At 72.8% G+C, this 18,975-nt stretch carries 20 protein-coding genes; 13 read left to right on the forward strand and 7 right to left on the reverse strand.

What is annotated here, in order from left to right; all coding sequences use genetic code 11:
• The first annotated feature begins 70 nt into the window (after positions 1-70).
• Positions 71-1,453: an FAD-dependent oxidoreductase gene (locus OHV05_RS33515; protein ID WP_405021069.1), complete on the forward strand. Its 1,383-nt coding sequence runs from the start codon at positions 71-73 to the stop codon at positions 1,451-1,453.
• A gap of 41 nt (positions 1,454-1,494) precedes the next feature.
• Here OHV05_RS33515 and OHV05_RS33520 read toward each other — a convergent pair whose 3' ends face one another.
• Both OHV05_RS33520 and OHV05_RS33525 read right to left on the reverse strand, forming a co-directional pair.
• Positions 1,495-2,748 carry a putative PEP-binding protein gene (locus tag OHV05_RS33520; RefSeq protein ID WP_405021070.1) on the reverse strand — a complete coding sequence of 418 codons (1,254 nt, stop codon included), beginning with the start codon at positions 2,746-2,748 and terminating at the stop codon, positions 1,495-1,497.
• Positions 2,749-4,632, reverse strand: coding sequence for an FAD/NAD(P)-binding protein (locus OHV05_RS33525; RefSeq protein ID WP_405021071.1), 1,884 nt, complete (start codon positions 4,630-4,632; stop codon positions 2,749-2,751).
• 332 nt (positions 4,633-4,964) lie between these two features.
• Between OHV05_RS33525 and OHV05_RS33530 the strand changes: the two genes are divergently transcribed.
• On the forward strand, positions 4,965-5,600 hold the full coding sequence (locus OHV05_RS33530; RefSeq protein ID WP_405021072.1) for a DUF6629 family protein: 636 nt from the start codon (positions 4,965-4,967) through the stop codon (positions 5,598-5,600).
• 158 nt (positions 5,601-5,758) lie between these two features.
• Here OHV05_RS33530 and OHV05_RS33535 read toward each other — a convergent pair whose 3' ends face one another.
• Positions 5,759-6,550 carry an NPP1 family protein gene (locus OHV05_RS33535; protein ID WP_405021073.1) on the reverse strand — a complete coding sequence of 264 codons (792 nt, stop codon included), beginning with the start codon at positions 6,548-6,550 and terminating at the stop codon, positions 5,759-5,761.
• 235 nt (positions 6,551-6,785) lie between these two features.
• Between OHV05_RS33535 and paaK the strand changes: the two genes are divergently transcribed.
• On the forward strand, positions 6,786-8,129 hold the full coding sequence (gene paaK / locus OHV05_RS33540; protein WP_405021597.1) for a phenylacetate--CoA ligase PaaK: 1,344 nt from the start codon (positions 6,786-6,788) through the stop codon (positions 8,127-8,129).
• A 94-nt stretch (positions 8,130-8,223) separates the two neighbouring features.
• Here paaK and OHV05_RS33545 read toward each other — a convergent pair whose 3' ends face one another.
• Positions 8,224-8,568: a RidA family protein gene (locus OHV05_RS33545; protein ID WP_405021074.1), complete on the reverse strand. Its 345-nt coding sequence runs from the start codon at positions 8,566-8,568 to the stop codon at positions 8,224-8,226.
• 95 nt (positions 8,569-8,663) lie between these two features.
• Complete coding sequence (locus tag OHV05_RS33550; RefSeq protein WP_405021075.1) at positions 8,664-9,701, reverse strand: NlpC/P60 family protein; 1,038 nt, start codon at positions 9,699-9,701, stop codon at positions 8,664-8,666.
• A 347-nt stretch (positions 9,702-10,048) separates the two neighbouring features.
• Between OHV05_RS33550 and OHV05_RS33555 the strand changes: the two genes are divergently transcribed.
• The 3 genes from OHV05_RS33555 (at position 10,049) to OHV05_RS33565 (ending at position 12,446) form a co-directional block, all read left to right on the forward strand.
• Complete coding sequence (locus tag OHV05_RS33555) at positions 10,049-10,423, forward strand: YciI family protein (RefSeq protein ID WP_405021076.1); 375 nt, start codon at positions 10,049-10,051, stop codon at positions 10,421-10,423.
• A 75-nt stretch (positions 10,424-10,498) separates the two neighbouring features.
• On the forward strand, positions 10,499-11,746 hold the full coding sequence (locus OHV05_RS33560; protein ID WP_405021077.1) for an RNA polymerase sigma factor: 1,248 nt from the start codon (positions 10,499-10,501) through the stop codon (positions 11,744-11,746).
• 106 nt (positions 11,747-11,852) lie between these two features.
• Positions 11,853-12,446: an NAD(P)H-dependent oxidoreductase gene (locus tag OHV05_RS33565; RefSeq protein WP_405021078.1), complete on the forward strand. Its 594-nt coding sequence runs from the start codon at positions 11,853-11,855 to the stop codon at positions 12,444-12,446.
• A gap of 6 nt (positions 12,447-12,452) precedes the next feature.
• Here the strand turns inward: OHV05_RS33565 and OHV05_RS33570 are convergent, their stop codons facing one another.
• Positions 12,453-12,785 carry a YkvA family protein gene (locus tag OHV05_RS33570; protein ID WP_405021079.1) on the reverse strand — a complete coding sequence of 111 codons (333 nt, stop codon included), beginning with the start codon at positions 12,783-12,785 and terminating at the stop codon, positions 12,453-12,455.
• Between the two features lie 170 nt (positions 12,786-12,955).
• Between OHV05_RS33570 and OHV05_RS33575 the strand changes: the two genes are divergently transcribed.
• From OHV05_RS33575 to OHV05_RS33605, 7 genes are all read left to right on the forward strand, one after another.
• A complete protein-coding gene (locus OHV05_RS33575) occupies positions 12,956-13,240 on the forward strand; it encodes a hypothetical protein (protein ID WP_405021080.1) in 285 nt (94 codons plus the stop codon).
• A 453-nt stretch (positions 13,241-13,693) separates the two neighbouring features.
• Positions 13,694-14,344 (forward strand): hypothetical protein, encoded by a 651-nt coding sequence (locus tag OHV05_RS33580; RefSeq protein ID WP_405021081.1) that lies wholly within the window; start codon positions 13,694-13,696, stop codon positions 14,342-14,344.
• Positions 14,341-15,207 (forward strand): hypothetical protein, encoded by an 867-nt coding sequence (locus OHV05_RS33585; RefSeq protein WP_405021082.1) that lies wholly within the window; start codon positions 14,341-14,343, stop codon positions 15,205-15,207. Before OHV05_RS33580 ends, OHV05_RS33585 begins: the two co-directional genes overlap by 4 nt.
• Positions 15,208-15,276: 69 nt before the next feature.
• The gene (locus OHV05_RS33590; protein WP_405021083.1) at positions 15,277-15,441 is read left to right on the forward strand and encodes a hypothetical protein; all 165 of its coding nucleotides are present in this window, start codon (positions 15,277-15,279) and stop codon (positions 15,439-15,441) included.
• Between the two features lie 20 nt (positions 15,442-15,461).
• Entirely contained in the window at positions 15,462-15,716 is a 255-nt protein-coding gene (locus OHV05_RS33595) for a hypothetical protein (RefSeq protein ID WP_405021084.1), read from the forward strand.
• Positions 15,717-15,979: 263 nt separating this feature from the next.
• Positions 15,980-16,648: a hypothetical protein gene (locus OHV05_RS33600; RefSeq protein ID WP_405021085.1), complete on the forward strand. Its 669-nt coding sequence runs from the start codon at positions 15,980-15,982 to the stop codon at positions 16,646-16,648.
• Between the two features lie 28 nt (positions 16,649-16,676).
• Positions 16,677-17,312 (forward strand): class F sortase, encoded by a 636-nt coding sequence (locus tag OHV05_RS33605; RefSeq protein WP_405021086.1) that lies wholly within the window; start codon positions 16,677-16,679, stop codon positions 17,310-17,312.
• 191 nt (positions 17,313-17,503) lie between these two features.
• Here the strand turns inward: OHV05_RS33605 and OHV05_RS33610 are convergent, their stop codons facing one another.
• Positions 17,504-18,877, reverse strand: a complete 1,374-nt coding sequence (locus OHV05_RS33610; RefSeq protein ID WP_405021087.1) for an IS1380 family transposase — start codon at positions 18,875-18,877, stop codon at positions 17,504-17,506.
• Positions 18,878-18,975 lie beyond the last annotated feature (98 nt).

The following is an 18,975-nucleotide window of genomic DNA, read 5'->3' on the forward strand; positions in this document are numbered from 1 at the left end:
CGGATGGCAATCGGATGCCGAGTCAGGACCGCCATGCTGTCCCCGTAACACCGGGGACGAGGAGGACAGCATGCCGGAGAGCAGCGGACCAGGTGGCCACGCGGTCGTGGCGGGGGCGGGTATCGGGGGGCTGCTGGCGGCCCGGGTGCTGTCGGAGACGTACGAGCGGGTCACCCTGGTGGACCGGGACACGCTGCCGCAGGGCGGGGGGCCGCGCCGGGGGGTGCCGCAGAGCCGGCACGCGCACGGGCTGCTGTCGCGGGGGTTCGAGGTGCTGGAGGAGTTCTTCCCCGGTCTCGGGGACGACCTGGTCGGGCAGGGCGCACTGGTCCGGGACGCGCAGGCGGACGTGCGGTGGTTCAACGACGGGCACCGGATGAGCGGTGGGGACTCGGCGCTGCCCTGTCTGATGGTCAGCCGGCCCGCGCTGGAGACGTATCTGCGCTCCCGGGTGGCGGCGCTGGAGGGGGTGGAGATCCAGGACCGCTGCGAGGTACTGGAGCCGGTGGCGGAGAAGGCCGGTGGCCGGATCACCGGTGTCCGGCTGCTGCGGGTCAACGCCGAGCCGCAGACGGTGGCGGCCGACCTGTTCGTGGACGCCACCGGGCGCAGCAACCGGGGGGTGGCCTGGCTGACCGGGCTGGGGTACGAGGCGGCACCGGAGGACCGGGTCGACTCCAAGGTGGTGTACGTGTCGCGGGAGTACCGGCGGCGGCCGGGGGAGGCGCCGGCCGACGCGTACCTGGTGGGCGCCTCGGCGTCGGTGCCGCGCGGCGGGGTCGCGCTGAGCGCGGAGGGCGGCCGCTGGCTGGTGACGCTGTTCGGGATGAACGGGGACGTCCCGCCGGTGGATCCGGCCGGCTTCCACCGGTTCGCCGAGCGGCTGCCGGTGCCGGAGCTGCACGAACTGCTGGAGCGGCTGGAGCCGTTGACGGAGCCGCTGGCGATGCGCATCCCGGTGTCGGTACGGCGCCGCTACGAGCGGATCGACCGGATGCCGGCGGGCTACCTGGTCTTCGGCGACGCGCTGTGCCAGTTCAACCCCTCGTACGGGCAGGGCATGACGGCCGCCGCCCTGCAGGCGGTCGCGCTGCGGGACTGCCTGGCCCGGGGGAGCGGTCCGGCGGCGGTCCGGGAGTACTTCCGGCGGGCGGCGCAGGCCGTCGGCGTGCCGTGGGACATGTCGGTCGGCGGCGACCTGCGGTTCCCGTTCGTGGAGGGCCGGCGGACGCTGCGGGTGCGGCTGCTCAACCGCTACGTGGCCCGGCTGCACCGGGTGGCGGCGGTGGACCCGGAGGTGGCGCGGGCGTTCCTGACGGTGGCCAACCTCAGCTCGCCGCCGCAGGGGCTGTTCGCGCCGAAGGTGCTGCGCCGGGTGTTGCGCGGGCCGTCGGGCGGTGCCGGGGCGCGGGCGGCGGTGCGTCCGCCCTCGGCGCAGGCCACGGGGGCCTGACGGCGGGGGCGGACGCTCCGGAGCGGACGGCTGAGGCCCGGTCAGGCCGCCCGTCCCGTCGGGGTGGAGAAGTCGGGGGCGGACCTGAGCAGCACCTGGCGGAGCTCGGCGGTGCACATCATGAAGCCGTCCGGGGTGGGCAGGTTCTGCAGGTAGTGGGCGAGGTCCGCGCCGAGGGCGAAGACCCGGACCGGGGTGCCGGCGGCGCGGGCGGACTCCACCACCCGGCGGACGCCGTCCAGCACCGCCGGGTGGCGGGTCTGGTAGGACTCGGCCACCAGGTGGTTGCCCCGGTCGGCGGCCAGGTAGAACTGCACCAGGTCCTTCACCCCGACGAACAGCTCACCCGCGCCGGCCGCGCAGATCGCGGGAGTGGCGTGCACGGCGGCGGGCGTCTCGATGAAGGCGGAGAGCGCCACCTCGGGCGGCAGCCGGAGGTGGGCCCTGAGCTGGGCGAACTCCTCCGCGTCGTTGAGGAAGGGCACCGAGAGGTGCACCCGGCGGGCGTCCTCGCCGAGCCGCTCGCGCAGTGCGCCGAGCACGGTGTGCAGGGCGTCCCGGTACTCGGCCGACCCCAGCAGCCAGCGGGCGCCGTGCAGGCCCAGCTCGGGGTTGGGCTCGACCGCGACGGCCGCCAGCTCGGTGACGCCGGCCGCGTGGTCGGAGCGGAGGTCCAGCAGTCGCAGGACCAGCCGCTGGTCGGGCAGCAGCACCTCGGCGAAGGCGCACAGCCGGTCCGCGACGGCCCGCCCGTAGGCGGCGATCGCGGCCGGGCCGCCGGCCAGGGCGTCCAGCGGCCGCAGACCCGCCGCCAGGCAGAGGAACTCCTCCCGGATGAAGAAGGACTCGACCCGTTTGGCGTTCGGGCCGCAGGCGTTCACCGTCTCGATGTCCTGGAGGTCGGCGATGACCGCGCAGGCCGAGCCCAGGTCGTCCACCGAGGGGGTGCCGCCGCCGGGGCCGGCGTCCCCGGTGCCGGGGGCGGAGCCGAGGACGATCGACTGGCTCTCCAGATGCAGCGTCACCTCACCGACCAGGTCGGCGAGATCGGCCTGGTCGACCCGGAGCACCGGGATTCCCCGGCCCCGGCAGAGCGACTGCATGTGGCCGGTCAGCCCACCGGAACCGCAGACGACCGCTCTCGCCGCCACGATCGCCTCGTACAGGCCGGCTTCCAGGGAAGGGGCGACGAGGATGGATCCCTCGCGCGGGGTTCTGGTGCGGTTGCAGGTGCCGTGCAGGACGTTCTGCGTGCCACCGGTCAGCAGGAATCCCTGAATCCGTCGCCCGTTCAACTAGTCCTCCAGATCCTCGGCGTCCGCCAGTCCCAGTTGTCGGCGCAGCTGTCGTGGCGTCACGGAGATGTCGGTGAGTCGTTCGACGGCCGCCCGGTTGACGGCCGCCCTGATCAGGCGGCCGGACCGGAAGGCGTCCATCGGGAGGGTCAGGAGTTCGCCCACGGACCTGAGTCGGGCGTCCAGGTGTGCGTCGAGCAGTTCCCGCTCATTTCGGGTCCGGGCGGCCAACCTCTTCGCCTCCAGGAGAACAGCGTCCTCGAAGCCCACCCGGGTCGCTTCCTCGATGTTGCCGAGATGGCCGTGCAATTGAGCCATGTTTCGGGCCAGACCTTCGTCGCGCAGCTCCACCTGCTCGATCGCCCGCGCGGCGACCGCGATCGAATGGTTCTTGATGGCGGCGAGATTGAAGGTGAACGCCCCGGTACGGCCGTTCCGGACGATCTCGTCACCCTCCCGCAGGACGCCGACCGCCGAGATCGGCCCGGCCGGCTCGCCCTCGGCGGTCAGCAGTGCGCCCTGGTCGTCGACCTCCAGGCCGCGCCCGGTGCGGGCGTGCGGGACGGCGATCCCCTTCCGGAGCAGGTTCCGCCAGAGGGCCTGGCCGACCCGGAGGTAGTCCGACTCCCGGCCGAAGTTGGCCACCACCAGATCGGCCTCGATGGTCTGCCGCCGGGCCGGGGCGACCACCGAGACGGCCAGCCGCCCGGAGCCGGTCGGCGCGATCTCGGCCACCCGGCCGACGACCAGCCGCACCGGCCCGTCGGCCGGGTGCAGGGCGCGCTCGATGACGGACATCGTGTACTCCACCGCACCGACCCGGAACGCCGCGATGGCGGTGCCGAACTCGTCCAGCAGGCCGCGCAGTTCGGCCGAGGGAATCCGGTCGATCGCCTCCGGCAGGTGCGGCTCCCACGCCTTGGCCACCCGCTCCGCGACCACCACCGGGTCGACCTCGGGGTGCTCCCGGGTCACCGCCGAACAGGCCGTCTCCCACTCGGTCCTGACCCGGCCGAGGAACTCCTCCCGGTTCCGGTACGGCTCCAGCAGCGTTTTCGGGCAGGGCAGTTGCAGCACCCCGTGCTCGTGACCGCCGGGGTAGGTCCGGAACATCGTGCCCGTCCTGGAGATCAGGTGGATCCGCCCGGTGTGGCCGCGCCGCAGCAGCAGGCCCGCCGAGTCGTACGCGCTCAGCACGGAGCCGACGATCGCGACGGTGGCCTCCGGTGGCAGCGCCTCCAGCCGGCGGACGGCGGAGGCGGAGTACGGGTTCCGGACGAAGGCCGCGTGGCCGCGTACGCCGGTGGCGAAGGGTGGATCACGCTGTTCGAGACCGGTGGCGAGCACGACGTGGTCGGCGAGCAGCACCGCCGGCTCCGGGCCCTCGCCGGCCGGTCGGCCGGCCGTGCTGAGCTGCCGGACCGTCACCTCGACCCCGGCGGGGCGGACCTCCAGGTCGACCGCCTCGCCGTCCGCCTCGATCAGCACCACACCCGGACCGGCCTCGCGGCGGGCCTCGGCCAGCCGGTCGGCCAGGTAGTCCTGGAAGATCCGCCGGGGTGCCGGCCCCTGTTCGACGAACTGCAGCCCGGCCCAGGGCTCGGGCCAGCTCCGGCGGTCGGCCTCGTGGTTGGCCCAGCGGACGAAGTCGAGGACGTCCTCCCGGAACGCCGACATCCGGCCGGCCTGGATGTTGAACACGTGGTCCCAGGGATTGCCGTCCCGGTGGTACGCGACCCCGGCGTTCCGGTAGTCGGACCGCCGCTCCAGCAGGACCACCTCGAGCGGGCTGCGCGCGAAGCGGAGCAGGCGGATCGCCGTGGCGGTGCCGGCCAGGCCCGCACCGACGACGAGCACCCTGGGGCACATGCCTGTTCGACTCATGGTGAAGCCTCCGGTGTGAGGGGTGGGGACGTGGCGCGGCGGTTGCGTTCGATCCCGGGGCCGGGTCGCCGGCCGGGCGGACGCGGGGTGTCCGGCCACCAGGCTAGGGGAGGTGGGGGTGGCCGGACGGTGGGTTGTGCAGGGTGATGCCGGGTCAGATCGCTTCTGCCGGTGAAGAGTTGGGGCCGGTGGTGCGGCCGGGTGACGAGTGGCGAGATGGTTGCCGGGGAGCGGCAGCGAAGGAGGGGGAGGTCCCGGTCGGCGGGTCGGACCGCCCGGGGCGGGGCGTCGGCTTACCGTGGACCAGCGATCATGGCCGCTGGGAGGAGCCGATGTGCTGGAGCGCCGAGGCGGATCTGGTCACCGGTGCCGTCGTCACGGGCCTCGGGGTGGCGTGCCTGAGCGGGGTGCGGCACCGGCGGCAGCTGGCGCTCGCGGCACTGCCGCTGCTGCTGGGCGTGCACCAGCTGGTGGAGGCCCTGGTCTGGCTCGGCGGTGAGGGCCGGGTCGACCCGACGGTCGCTCAGGCCGCGCGGTTCGTCTGGGCGTTGATCGCGATGCCGGTGCTGGCGGTGCTGGTGCCGTTCGGCGCCTGGTGCGCCGCCGGTCGGCCCCGGCGCCTGCTGCCGTTCCTGGTGCTCGGGGTCGCCACCGCGGTGCCGCTCACCGCGGCGATCCTGACCGGCCCCGTCACGGCGGAGGCCCACGGGCACACCCTCAGCTACGCGGTCGGCCTCCCGCTGGCACCCCTGCTGCTGGCCGGCTACCTGGTGGCCACCCTCGGCCCGCTGGTGGCCGGCCCCGACGCGGAGCTGCGCCGGCTCGGGTGGGCGATGGCGGCGGGCGCGCTGGTCTGTGCGGTCCTCTGGCGCACCGCCTTCGCCTCCACCTGGTGCGCGCTGGCCGCGCTGGTCAGCGTCCTGCTGCTGCGCTGGGTCCGGGGGACGGCGGGCGTGCGTGCTCGTTGAGCAGCTGGTCGTACGGGAGGGGGTGCTCAAGTGTGCACCGGGCTGGGGTGGTTGGTCGCTCGGCGGGGTCACCTCCGGGTTCCGGCCGCTGGGGAGTTGAGGCCGGAACGCCGACGGGTCCGCTGCCGTGGCGCGGTACGGCAGCGGCCCGGCCGGGCTCAGGCGTACGGGTCGAACGGGAGGCCGGCGGGCTTGGCGTTGTTGAGGGCGTCGTCGAAGGTGCTGTCGGTGATCTTGATCGTCGCCGAGCCGAAGTCGGCGGTGGTGAGCCGGTCGCGCAGGCCGGCCGGGTAGCCGCCCCAGCCGACCAGGCGCGGGTGGAACCAGCCGCCGGTGGTGTTCTCCGGCGGCTCGTCGTTGCCGTTCGCGAGCCGGAAGAAGTGGGTCGAGGCGCCGTCCTTGTGGTAGACGACCTTCGGGTGCGTCCCGTCGAAGCGCACCTGCGAACTCGGGTACCACTTCCAGCCGCTGTGCTGCGAGGTCGAGACGTACCGGACCTGGTTGTCGTTGATCCACACCACCACGTGTTCCCAGTCGTGACGGTGCCCGATGGCGGCCGGCCCGAGGGTGGCCTGGTCCTTCTCGAAGTAGCTCGCGTACACGACGGCGCACCAGCCGTTGTTGCACTTCTCGCGCGAGTACGTGTTGGAGTTCGCGAGCTGGGCGTAGTCGCGGCAGTGCCCGTTCACGTCCCCGCCGAGCTTCAGCCCGGGGTTGAGGGTGCCGTCGGGGCTGATCGCGGCGGTCGCGTAGCAGCCGTCCCGGTCGTAGTCGTAGGCGGGGGAGAAGGACTGCTCCAGCCCGTCGGCGTTCTGCGGGAGGGACTGGATGACACCGGCGTGCGCGACGCCGGGGACCGCCAGGGCCAGGGCGGCGGCGCTGAGCAGGCACACGGCTGCGGACTTCCGGCGCCGGGCCGGACGGGGGGTCGGTGAGAGCGGGCTGCGCACATCAACTCCTTGGCGGGGAAGGGGTGGTGAGGTGCCACGGGGTGGGGCTGGGCAACCCCGGTGGGCCACTGTAGTGGCCTCGGGGCAAGGCCCGGTGTTCCGGGCGTGAACATGCGTCATCCCTTGACAGGCGGCTCGAAAGCTTGATTGGTTGACGAGGCAGCAGGCCAACCGAATGTCCGGTCGGTTCATCGGGCGGAATCCGGTGGCCGGGACGGAGAAAGGCATGGAGACCATGAGTGTCGAGCCGACCGCCCCGGCCCTTGCACCCCGCCTGGGGGAGCCGCTGCCCGCCGAGCTGCTGGACGCCGGGGAGCGGCTGAGCCCGGCCGAGCTGCGCGAGCGTCAGCTGGCCGGTCTGCGCTGGACGTTGCGGCACGCGTACGACAACGTCGAGCTGTACCGCCGCAAGTTCGACGCCGCCGGGGTGCGGCCGGAGGACTGCCGCAGGCTGGACGACCTGAGGCGGTTCCCGTTCACCACCAAGGCCGACCTCCGCGCGTCGTACCCGTTCGGGATGTTCGCCGTGCCGCAGGCCGAGGTGCGGCGGATCCACGCGTCGAGCGGGACGACCGGGCGGCCCACGGTGGTCGGCTACACCCAGGACGACCTGGACATGTGGGCCGACGTGGTGGCCCGCTCGATCCGCGCGGCGGGCGGCCGCCCCGGGCACAAGGTGCACATCTCCTACGGCTACGGCCTGTTCACCGGCGGACTCGGGGTGCACTACGGCGCGGAGCGCGCCGGGTGCACGGTGATCCCGGCCTCCGGCGGGATGACGGCCCGCCAGGTGCAGATCATCCAGGACTTCCGTCCCGAGATCATCATGATCACGCCGTCCTACCTGCTGACCCTGCTGGACGAGTTCGAGCGGCAGGGCGTCGACCCGCGCAGCACCTCGCTCCGGATCGGCATCTTCGGGGCCGAGCCGTGGACGGAGGCGATGCGCCGGGAGATCGAGGGGCGCCTGGACATCGACGCGGTGGACATCTACGGACTCTCCGAGGTGATCGGCCCCGGCGTGGCGCAGGAGTGCGTGGAGACCAAGGACGGGCTGCACATCTGGGAGGACCACTTCTACCCCGAGGTGGTCGACCCGCTCACCGACGAGCTGCTCGCGCAGGGCGAGAGCGGCGAGTTGGTGTTCACCTCGCTGACCAAGCAGGCCCTGCCGGTCATCCGGTACCGGACCCGTGACCTGACCCGGCTGCTGCCCGGTACCGCCCGTCCGGCCTTCCGGCGGATGGAGAAGGTCACCGGACGCTGCGACGACATGATCATCATCCGGGGCGTCAACATCTTCCCGACCCAGGTCGAGGAGATCGTGCTCCGGACGCCCGCCGTCGCGCCGCACTTCCAGCTCCGGATCACCCGGCGGGGCCGGCTGGACCACCTGGCGGTGGTCGTCGAGGCCCGTCCCGGCGCCACACCCGACCAGCGCACCGCGGCGGCGGCCGAGATCGCCCGGGGCGTCAAGGACGGTGTCGGCGTCTCGGTGGAGGTGACCGTGGTCGACCCGGACACCATCGAGCGCTCGGTCGGCAAGATCCGCCGCGTCCACGACCTGCGCACCGGCTGAGACCTGACGCCCGGTCGGCACCACCAGGACGGCGCGCCCGGGTCGGGGCTCGCCCCGGGGTCGACCGGCGGTGGCCGGCCCCGGGGCGGGTGGCTCAGAGCGCGGCGGTGACGACGATCTCGACCCGGACCTCGGGGCGGTAGAGCGCGGCCTGCACGGTGGCCCGGGCGGGGGCGGCGTCGGCGGGCACCCAGGCGTCCCAGGCCAGGTTCATGTCGGCGAAGTCGGAGATGTCGGCGAGGAAGATCTCCGCGCGGAGGATCCGGCTCTTGTCGCTGCCGGCCTCGGCCAGCAGGCGGTCGATGTCGGCCAGTACCGTCTTGGTCTGCAGCTCGACGTTCTGGGTGAGGTCGTCGGCCACCTGGCCGGCCAGGTACACCGTGCCGTTGTGCACCACGGCTTCACTCATGCGCTTGCTGCTGCCGAACCGCTGGATCATGGACGTGCCTTCGCTAGTGCCGTTCAGGAGCGCCGATGGTACCGGCGCCGCCGAGCGGCCGTCGGGGGTGTCCAAACCGGGGCGTCGGGGGATTCTCAGACCCGGCGGATGGTGTTGATCTTGATGGCGTCGGCCTGCATCACCTTGACCACGTCGCCGGCCCGCGGGGCGTGCACCACCAGGCCGTTGCCGATGTACATGCCGACGTGGCTCCGGTCGGACTTGTAGATCACCAGGTCGCCGGGCAGGGCGTTGTGCCAGTCGGTGCCGACGCTGGTGCCCACCCCGGCCTGGGCCTGCGAGGTACGCGGCAGGGAGACGCCGGCCTTCGCGTAGGCGTAGACCATCAGGCCGGAGCAGTCGAACTTGTCGGGGCCGCCGGCGCCCCACAGGTACGGGTCGCCCTGCTGGGCGAGCGCGGTCTGCACCGCGACCGCGGCGTAGCCGCCGGCCGGGGGGAGCGAGGCGGGGTCGACCCGGGAGGAGCTGCGGGAGGCGGCGCCGTCGGAGCCGCGCAGGATCGCGGTCCGGTCCGCCACGCTGAGCTGGTTGAGCAGCTTCTGCGCCTCCTGGAGCTTCTGCTGCACCTCGGTCTTGGTGCTGTTCAGCGTCTGGGTGTTGCGGTCCAGCTCGGCCAGGACGGCGGCCGTCTCCTGCTTCTGCTGGTCGAGGCGGCGCTGCTGGTCCTGGAGCGACTTCAGGGTCTCGGCCTGGGTCCGGTTCACCTGGTCGACGCTGGAGGCCTTGGTCAGGTAGTTCTCCGGGTCGGAGGAGAGCATCAGGGCGATGGTCGGGTCCACCCCGCCGTCCCGGTACTCCTGGGCGGCCTCGGCGGCCAGGCCGCTCTGCAGGGTCGTCATCTGCTCCTGGCTGCGGGCCACCTGGTCCTGGAGCTGGTCGGCCTGCCTGCGCAGCTGCTCGGTCCGCTCCTTGGCGCCGTTGAACCGCTCGGTGGCCGCCTCGGCCTGCTCGTACAGGGCGTCGACCTGGACCTTGACCTCGTCCTTGCCGGGCTTGGCCGGCGCCGCCTGGGCGCCCGACTGCGCGGAGAGGGCGACCACGGTCGCCGCGGCAGCGGTCAGCACGGAGACCTGGGCCCGGCTCGGCTGCTTGGGGCGGCGGTGGGAAGCCAAGGGAGGTGCTCCTTCTGCCCGGCCGGCCTCACCCGTTCGAGTGATGATCCGGATCGCTGGTTGACGTCTGACCGTAGTGAAGTCCCTGCTTCGCGTCCACTCCGGTTCTCGAACCGGTCCTGCCGGAGGGAGAGGTGACGGGCCGTCAGCGATCGGGGTGGACCGCGGGGGCAGCCAGGTCTGCCCGGGCGGGCACGCGGAGTTTCCCTTCCGGACCGGCACAGGGCAGGCCGCCCGCTGGGTGGCGGGAAATTTCTTTCCGGTGGAGTGTCGATTCGGTCGGTCCCCGTTCGACGTACGGATGAGAGGCGGGGAACGGCCCCGCTTCCGGGCTTGAGGAGTGCACCGTGCCGCGTTACCTGACACTGATCCGTATCGACGAGCAGAAGGCCGCGGCCTTCGAGGCCGATCCCGGCTTCGAGGAGCGGATGGGCGCGCTGTTCGAGGAGATCACCAAGGCGGGGGTGATGCTGGAGACCAACGGGCTGAAGCCGACCTCCGAGGGGGTCCGGGTGAAGTGGGCCGGTGGTGCGCTGAGTCTGACCGACGGCCCGTTCACCGAGGCCAGGGAGGTCGTCGGCGGGTACGCGATGCTCCAGTGCAAGGACATGGCGGAGGCCGTGGAGTGGACCCGGCGCTTCCTGGCCACCCACCCGGTGGGCTGGGAGGTCGGCGCGGAGGTCCGGCAGTTCGACGAGGCGCCGCAGCTGCCCTCGGCCTGACCCGTGCGGTTCCGGGGTGGGGCAGAGCGGCCCGCGCGCCGCTTTGCCCCACCCCGGCGGGGGCTGCTCTGATGGGTGACCGTGACGGAGTGGGACGCGACGGCGGTCGAGACGGTGTTCAGGATCGAGTCGGCGCGGATCATCGCCGCCGTGACCCGGATCGTGCGGGACGTCGGCATCGCCGAGGAGATCGCCCAGGACGCGGTGGTCGCCGCGCTGGAGCAGTGGCCGCGGACGGGCGTCCCGGACCGGCCGGGGGCGTGGCTGACGGCGGCGGCGAAGAACCGCGCGATCGACCTGGTCCGCCGACGGGAGGTCTACGCGCGCAAGCTGGCCGAGGTGGGCCGCACCATGGAGGACGTGCCGCCGCCGGAGGTGGCCGAGCCGGACGACATCGACGACGACCTGCTGCGGCTGGTCTTCACCGCCTGCCATCCGGTCCTGTCGGCGGAGGCCCGGATCGCGCTGACGCTGCGTCTGGTCGGCGGGCTGACCACCGCCGAGATCGCCCGGGCCTTCCTGGCCGCCGAGCCGACGGTGGCGCAGCGGATCGTCCGGGCCAAGCGGAGCATCGCCGCCGCGAAGGTGCCGTTCGAGGTCCCGGTCGGCGCGGACCGGGCCGGGCGGCTGGCCTCCGTGCTGGAGGTCATCTACCTGATCTTCAACGAGGGTTATGCCGCCACCGCCGGTGACGACCTGCTGCGGCCGGCCCTGTGCGAGGACGCACTGCGGCTGGCCAGGGTGCTGGCCGGGCTGATGCCCGAGGAGCCCGAGGTGCACGGACTGGCCGCGCTGGTGGAGCTCCAGGCCGCGCGGCTCGCGGCGCGAACCGGGCCGGACGGCGAGCCGGTGCTGCTGGCCGAGCAGAACCGGGCCCGGTTCGACCGGCTGCTGATGCGCCGTGGAGCGGCGGCCCTGACCCGGGCCGGGGTGGCGCGGCCGGAGGCCGGTCCGTACACCCTGCAGGCCGCGATCGCCGCCTGCCACACCCTCGCCCCGCACTGGGTGGACACCGACTGGGTGACTATCGCCGGGCTGTACGCCCGGCTGGCCCGGCTGAACCCGTCCCCGGTGGTGGAGTTGAACCGGGCGGTCGCGCTGTCCTACGCCCAGGGGCCGGCGCAGGCCCTGGAGCTGGTGGACGCGCTGGCGGCGGAGCCCGCGCTGCGGGACTACCACCTGCTGCCCAGCGTCCGCGGCGACCTGCTGGAGCGGCTGGGCCGGCCCGCCGAGGCCCGGGCCGAGTTCGAGCGGGCCGCCGCGCTGGCCCGGAACACCCGGGAGCGGGACCTCCTGCTGGGCCGGGCCGTGCGCGGGGGGTGACGGTCCGTCGGGCCGGTGCGGACGTGCTGCGGCCGACCCCGGGTGGGGCGGGAACGCGGCCGGTCCGTACGGTGGTCGACGACGTCCGAGCCACCGGGGGAGAGACATGCGCATCGGGGTGTACCTCGCACATCCGCGACCGGGGAGTTTCAACCACGCGGTGTACGGCGCGGTGGTGGGGGAACTGCGGCAGCGGGGAGCCGAGGTGGTGGCGCACGACCTGTACGGCGAGGGGTTCGGACCGCTGCTGTCGGCCGAGGAGACGGGGACGGTCGGGGCGGCGGACGCCGCGCAGGACCCGCAGGTGGCGCTGCACCGGGCGGAGGTGGGCACGCTGGACGCCCTGGTCTTCGTCCACCCGAACTGGTGGGGCATGCCGCCGGCCGTCCTCACCGGCTGGGTGCAACGGGTGCTCGCCCCCGGCGTCGCCTACAAGCTCGGCACGGCGGAGGGGGAGCCCGCCGGACTCCTGAAGGCCGGCCGGGCCCTCGTGCTCAACACCTCGGACACGCCCGCCGAGCGGGAGCGGGACGAGTTCGGCGACCCGCTGGAGCGGATCTGGGCGGCCTGCGTGCTGCCGTACGTCGGGGTCGGCGAGGTGCGCCGGGTGGTCCTGCGGACCGTCGGCGACTCGACCGCCGCCGAACGGGCGGCCTGGCTGGCCGACGTACGCCGGGAGGCGGCCGCGCTGCTGGGCTGAGCGCCGCTACGCCAAGGTCTCGGGCGGCCGCTTCGACGGCGGGACGGCGGCCGCCCCGGTGCCGTCGGCGCCCGCCGCGCCGGCCTGGGTGAGGGAGCGCAGGGCGAACAGCAGGAAGCCGATGTCGTCCAGCAGGATCGGGTCGGGCAACAGGTCCACCGGGCTGACCAGGTAGACGACGGCCGCCCAGAACAGGACCTTCTTCGACATCGGGATGCCGGTCGCCCCCAGCGCCTTCTTGGCCCGGACCAGCTTGACCACCAGCACGACCGCCGTCGCCAGGGTGACCGCGACCACCGTTCCGCCCGCCACCCACCAGAACACCTCGCTGCCGGTCACCCGGCCACCTCCACTCGTAGCGTTCGCTCCCCAGCAGCCTGCCCTACTTTCGGCGGACCGTGCGCGGCAGGCTCCGCGTTGCGTCCGTGGGACGACAACGCCCGGGTGGGTCAGGCGAGTTGACCGTGCCGTTGCTGGTTCGTCGGCGCCGATGCGGGCAGACGGGGGCCATGAGAGGCATCCATTCGATCATCAGAGCAGTCGCCCACATCGTCGCAGGCATCCTGGTCATCTGGATCCTGATGGACCTGCTCGACGCCAACCAGGGGAACACCGTGGTCAGTTGGTTCCACTCGGCCGCCGACTGGCTGGCCGGCTGGTCGCGCGGGCTGTTCACGGTCTCCGGGCACACCCTCCAGGTGCTGCTCGACTACGGCATCCCGGCCGTCGTCTACGTGGTGGTCGGCAACCTCATCGGCCGGGCGGCGGACCGGAGCCGTGCTCCGAGCAGGTGATCACCGGTCCCTGAGCGGGCCCGCCGTCGTGCGCACACCGCCGCCCGGCCCGGGGAGTGTGACTCCCGTCACCTCCGGCGTCCGAGGTGGCCGGGCGAGCGGTCTGCGTGACCGTCGCCGGGCACTCCCATGAGCTGCGCAGACCCCAGTGCGCGAGGAGATCTGACGGGCCGGTTACCTGACGGCCCGTCATGATCGTTGGCTGATCGGCGAAATCGGTGGTTTCGGCGTGCGTGAACAGACACGGTCGCTTGGTTTGCTGGAACCAGGCCGAAACAAGGCCGGAACGAACCGATCGCACGTCAACCCTCGACGAATCAGGACGTTATGAACACCTACTCGGTCAAGCCCGGTCCGCAGCGATGGAAGCGGCACCGCAGAACGAACGAGCTGCGGGTCCGGTCGGGTGGTGCGGGCAGGACCCGCAGCGGGTACCCGGGCTGGGAGGCCTAAGTGACCGACGACCCGACCCCGGTTGGTCCCTTCCGCGCGCCCGACCCCGAGCCCGAGGTCACCGTGTGGGGTGCCCGGGTGGAGAACCCGGTGGACAACCTGCCCGTCGACTTCGAAGCCTACGTGCTGACCAACTACGACGTCTTCGTGGGCTTCGCCATCGAGATGCTGGCGGACCGGCACACCGCGACCGAGGTCGCCGTCGAGGTGTTCTCGCAGATAGCGATCGACTGGCCCAGGATCCTCCGCTCGCCCAACCTCGAGGACCACTGCTGGTCGATGCTGACCTCGGCGGTGCGGGTGCGGGTCATCTGCCGGGGCATCGAGACGGACGTCCGTGACCGGCTCGGTCGGGCCCGGCAGATTCTCGACCAGATGCGACAACTCCTGTACGACCCCGACGCCGAGGACAGCGACGTCGGTCTCTACCAGGCGCTCGGCCGGCTGACCCAGCGGGAGTTCGACACCGTCGTGCTCAAGCGTCTGATGGGCCGCACCACCCTGTTCGCCGCCAGCGTCCTGGCCGTCCATCCCGCCACCGTCGACCGCAGTTACGACAAGGCCATGACGCACCTCAGGACCGTCCTGCAGCGCCGCAAGCTGCTCAAGCCCACCCAGCCCGAGAGCCCCAGCAGAGGAGCCCGCCGGTGACCATCGACCCGAACAGCGGCGGACCCGCCGACAACCGTCTCGCCGACCACGACCGGGACGTCGAGCACCTGCTGGAGACCGGCTTCCTCGACACGGGTCACCGCACCCGCCCGGCCGAACGCGACCAGATCGTCGGCGAGTTCCTCAACCTCACCCAGCTGCCCGAGCCGGCTCCGGTCCCCGGTGGCGACCGGATCGGCGACGCACTGCGCCGGATCTCCGCCAACGTCGCCCGGCACCAGGCCGGCAGCTACGAGCGGCCCGCCTGGTGGCACGAGTACAACCGCGCCCGGAAGAGCCTGAACCAGATGGCCCGACAGGCGATCGCCAGGCCCAAGGCGTTGAACCTGCTGTCCCGGTTCGCCAGTCGCGACCAGGACGACCCGTACGAGGTGCAGGCCGAGAACACCATCTTCAGCGACGACGACCTCGACACCGAGATCAGCGGGGCACTGCTCTTCGGCTACCTGCTCCACCTGGCCGGACACCCCGTCAGCGCCAGCTTCTGGTGGAAGATCGCGGCCGGGGCGGGGGACCGCAACGCCGCCTTCGCGATGCACCTGCACCACCTCCAGCGCGGTGAGATGTCCGACGCCGCGTGGTGGTTCGTCGAAGCGTGCGGCACCACCGACGGCATCGGCGACGCCCTGCCGCCGAGCCTGCCTGCGGTGCCGGGCTACCACCGGGCCGTGCCCGCCGTGACGGAGCAGCAGCACGGTGGGAGTGAGTGCTCGCCCGTGGTGATCGCCGAGATGGTCAACAACCTGGTGGTCTGCGGGGACTCCGGCTGGTTCGACGAGATCGCCGAGCGGCCCGACCGCCGGATCGCCCCCCAGCTCGCCGACCTCGTCGGCCACTGCTGAGGCCCTTCCCGGTGGTGCCCGGCACCGACCGTCCGCCGGGCACCACCTCCGACCACCGGGACCACCACCATGTTCATCCTTGAGCCCGGCATCCTCGCGATGACCGTCCTCGGCCTCGGGTACGCGGCCGCGCCGGCCGCCATCTCGCTCGCCGCCCGATCGGCTCGCACCGCCGAACGCCGCCACCAGGCCCGCCGGCTCCGCGCGATCCTGTACCTGCACCGCACGTCCTGACCCGTCGTCCGGGAGCAGTCATGCCCGAAGAAGAGCAGTGCCCCACCCCCGAGCTGATCGACCTCGCCGCACGCCAGGCCCTCAACGTCACCGCCGGGGCCCATGCCACGATCAACATCGTCACTGCGGACCGGGGAGCCGCCGCCGGTGTCGGCGAGCACCCGCCCGCGAACCCGCCCGTCCCGATCGGGCACCGTACGACCGTCGTCTGGGCCGCCCTCTCCGCGCTCGCGACACTCGGCACCCTGGTGGTGGCCTGGTTCGCAGTGAGGTAACCCCCCACTGCTTCGCCCAGGAGGTCAGAGTGGGCCCGCTGGTCAATGATTCGTGAACGAATCAGATGATGGAGTTCTGTCGCGCGGACGGATTGAGCCGAGCGGGTTGAACGGTCACTCCAGCCGGGTGTCGGTCATCGGCAGCCGAGGGAGCCGGGGTTTGGCGGGGGCGGTAATTTCACAACCATTGCGTAAATGTCCGATACGCGAGCCGAGTCCGACCCCGGGTCGGACTCGGCTTCGGTTGTGAAAGGGGCTCGGAGATGGCCAAGTTCGCTATGGGACTGGCGGGTGCCGCGGTGACCGCGGCATTCCTGGGTACGGGTGGGTCGGCTTTCGCGGTGCCCCGGGACGGGATGCCGCCCGGGTGGTGTGCCACCCACCCCACCCGGTGCGGTGAGCCGCCGAAGGCCAAGTCGGCCGAACCGGATCCGGCCGATCCGGCCGATCCCGGCGGCCCTGGGGCGGCCGGGCCGGTCCCCGCCGCGGCGGTACCGCCCGCGCCGGTGCCCATGACGGTGGACCCGCCCACCACGCACCCGGGCGGGACGGTGCTGGTCAACATCGGGACACCCTGCCCCGACGGCGGTGTGACGCTGTCGTCCCCGGCGGTGCCCGCGCCGGTGCAGCTGCCGCCCGGCAGTCCCGGGGGCCAGCTCGTGCTGCCCGCCGACCTGCCCCCGGGGACGTACCCGGTGACCGCGACCTGCCAGGGCCGTCCGGTGACGGCCGGGACCGTCACCGTGGTGGCCCCGGCGGCGCCCGCCACCGGCGGTGGCGGTGGCTCCCGGCCGGTCGGTGGTCCCCCGACCCTGGCCGGGTACGGGGCGATCGCGCTGACCGGTGGGGCCGTCGGCGCCGCCGCGCTGCGGCTGCTGCGGCACCGGCGGGGCCGGGCCGCAGGCGGTGGCCGAGCTGTGCCCGGTGCCTGAACGGGGGCCGCGCCGTGGTCGGCGGGCGATGGCGGCACTGTCCGGGGTGGTGCTCCTGGTCGCCCTGGCCGGAGCCGCCGGCGAGGACGATCCGGGGCCGGAGGCGCAGGTCTCCGGCGCCCCGGTGGCCGCTGCGGTGCGGCCCGCCGCGCAGGTGACGGACCCTCAGGGCGCGTCGCCCCCGCCCGGCGGGCTCGCCCCGCTGGCCCCGTCCACCCCGCTGCGCCTCGCCATCCCCGCGATCGGCGTCGATGCGCCGCTGCTGGCGCTCGGTACCGACGACCGGGGCAGGCCGGAGCTGCCGCCGTACTCGCTGCCCGGCACGGTGGGCTGGCTGCGCGACTCCCCGACCCCGGGCGCGCCGGGCGCCGCCGTGCTGGCGGGACACGTGGACACGCTGCACGGGCCCGCCGTCTTCTGGTCGCTGGCCAGCGTCCCGGCCGGCGCCGTCGTCGAAATCACCCGGCTCGACGGTGGTACGGCCGTATTCACCGTGGACGACGTCCGCACGTTTTCCCGGCAGGAATTTCCGAATTCCCTGGTCCGCGGTCCGACATCGGCCGCCGAACTGCGCATCATCACGTGCGGCGGGCGCTTCAACCGCGCGGAACGTGAATACACCGGAAATGTCATCCTGTTCGCCCATCTGACCGGATCGCGGTGAGTGGGCCGACCGGACTAACCTCGATCTTGCATGACGGCTCGTCAGTTTGGCTGGCGGGTCGTTTCTGCTTGTCCGGGCTGGGTTTTCTGCCTGTAGAAATGCCGAGGGCCCGGCTGTCGCGTCGGGTGGGCGCCGGGTTCCACAGCTCCGGAAGTGGTCGAGTGCTCGTCGGGGTGGGGCGTTATCGCTGGTCAGCCGGGGTCTGGCAGGGCGTGTAGGCGTGCGAACGCGCTGGTGATCGTGTCGGTCCAGGGCCAGTGGCGGGCCAGGCGGAGGTAGCGGCAGCGGCCGGTGGTGACGAGCTGGGCGGCGGCGGAGAACAGCCGCAGCCGTAGGCGTTTGGGTTCCCAGCGGCGGGCGGTGCCGGTCAGGGCGAGCATGGGCATCCAGGCGAGCAGGTCGAGTGCGAGCTGGACGATCTCCAGCCAGACCTGGTTCTGCGCGAACCGGTGGAGGGGCAGGTTGCGCAGTCCGGTGTCGCGGGCGGCGCGGATGCGGTCCTCAGCGCGGGCCCGCTGGCGGTGCCGCAGCTCCAGCCGGGCTATCGGGGCGTGGGTGGTGTTGGTGGCGAAGCAGGTCAGCCGCATGCCGTCGGCGTCGGTGAAGCGCAACTGCGCGCCGGGGTGCGGCCGTTCCTTGCGGACGATCAGCCGCATCCCCTTCGGCCAGCCTTTGAGGACATCGCCGGCGAGCTCGGCAACCCAGGCGCCGTCGCGGATCTCTCCGCCGGGTTCGACTGCGGGGGTCCAGGCAGAGGCCGGGATCTTCAGCACGGCCTGGTGGATGCCGCCGGTGATGGTCATCCCCACCGAGTAGGACAGCCACCGGCCGCGTGTGGTGAGCCAGTTCAGGAAGTCGTGGGTGCCGCCGGCGGAGTCGGTGCGGATCAGGGTTCGGCGTCCGCGCCGGTACTTCTTCGGTAGCTGGGCCAGTGCCGTCCGGGCCGCTTCGATGTGGTCTGCGGCCGTGTTGCTGCCGGCGTTCCCCGGCCGCAGCAGCCCGGCGACCGGCTCTCCAGACCCGCCTGGGCCGTGGTCGACGAACGCGAACAGTGGGTGGTGCCCGAACGTCTTCTTCCAGGTCTTGGCCGCGTCCTGCTTTTCGGAGTGCGCGAGGACCAGCACTCCGTCGATGTCCACGACCACCTCGCCGCCCGCGTCCGGGGCCGCCTCGCCGGCCAACCGCCAGGCCCGCTCGCGGACTTCGGCCCGCGCCCGCCGGATCGCCGCGAGTGCGCGGGGCCCGGCCGCGGCGAGGGTGTCGACCAGACGGGAGACGGTCGGGTCGGAGGCCACCGGGCCGAACACGGCGGGCTCGGCCCGCAGCATCGCGACATCAGCCAGGCAGTCCCCGCCAAGGGCCACCGCGAGCGCGACATCCAGCAGGACCTTGCCGGGATCATGGACCACACGCGCCTTGCGCCACGGCACCAGCGCCGTCGATATCGCCGCATCCAGCCCCACCTTGCGGGCCGTCTCGACCAGCAGCACGGCACCGGACTGCGAGACCACCCCACGACCGTTGCCCTCGACGCGAACACGCGGATACGACCCGATACTGTTCACCTGAGAAGTGCTTCTTTCCACGCAGCTGACTGGACCCTAGACAAGTCCCATCGTTGCAGGTCAGAAGCACTTTTCTCTTTTCTGATCACCCGTCGGAC

The organism is Kitasatospora sp. NBC_00070, assembly GCF_045041205.1.
GTDB lineage: Bacteria > Actinomycetota > Actinomycetes > Streptomycetales > Streptomycetaceae > Kitasatospora.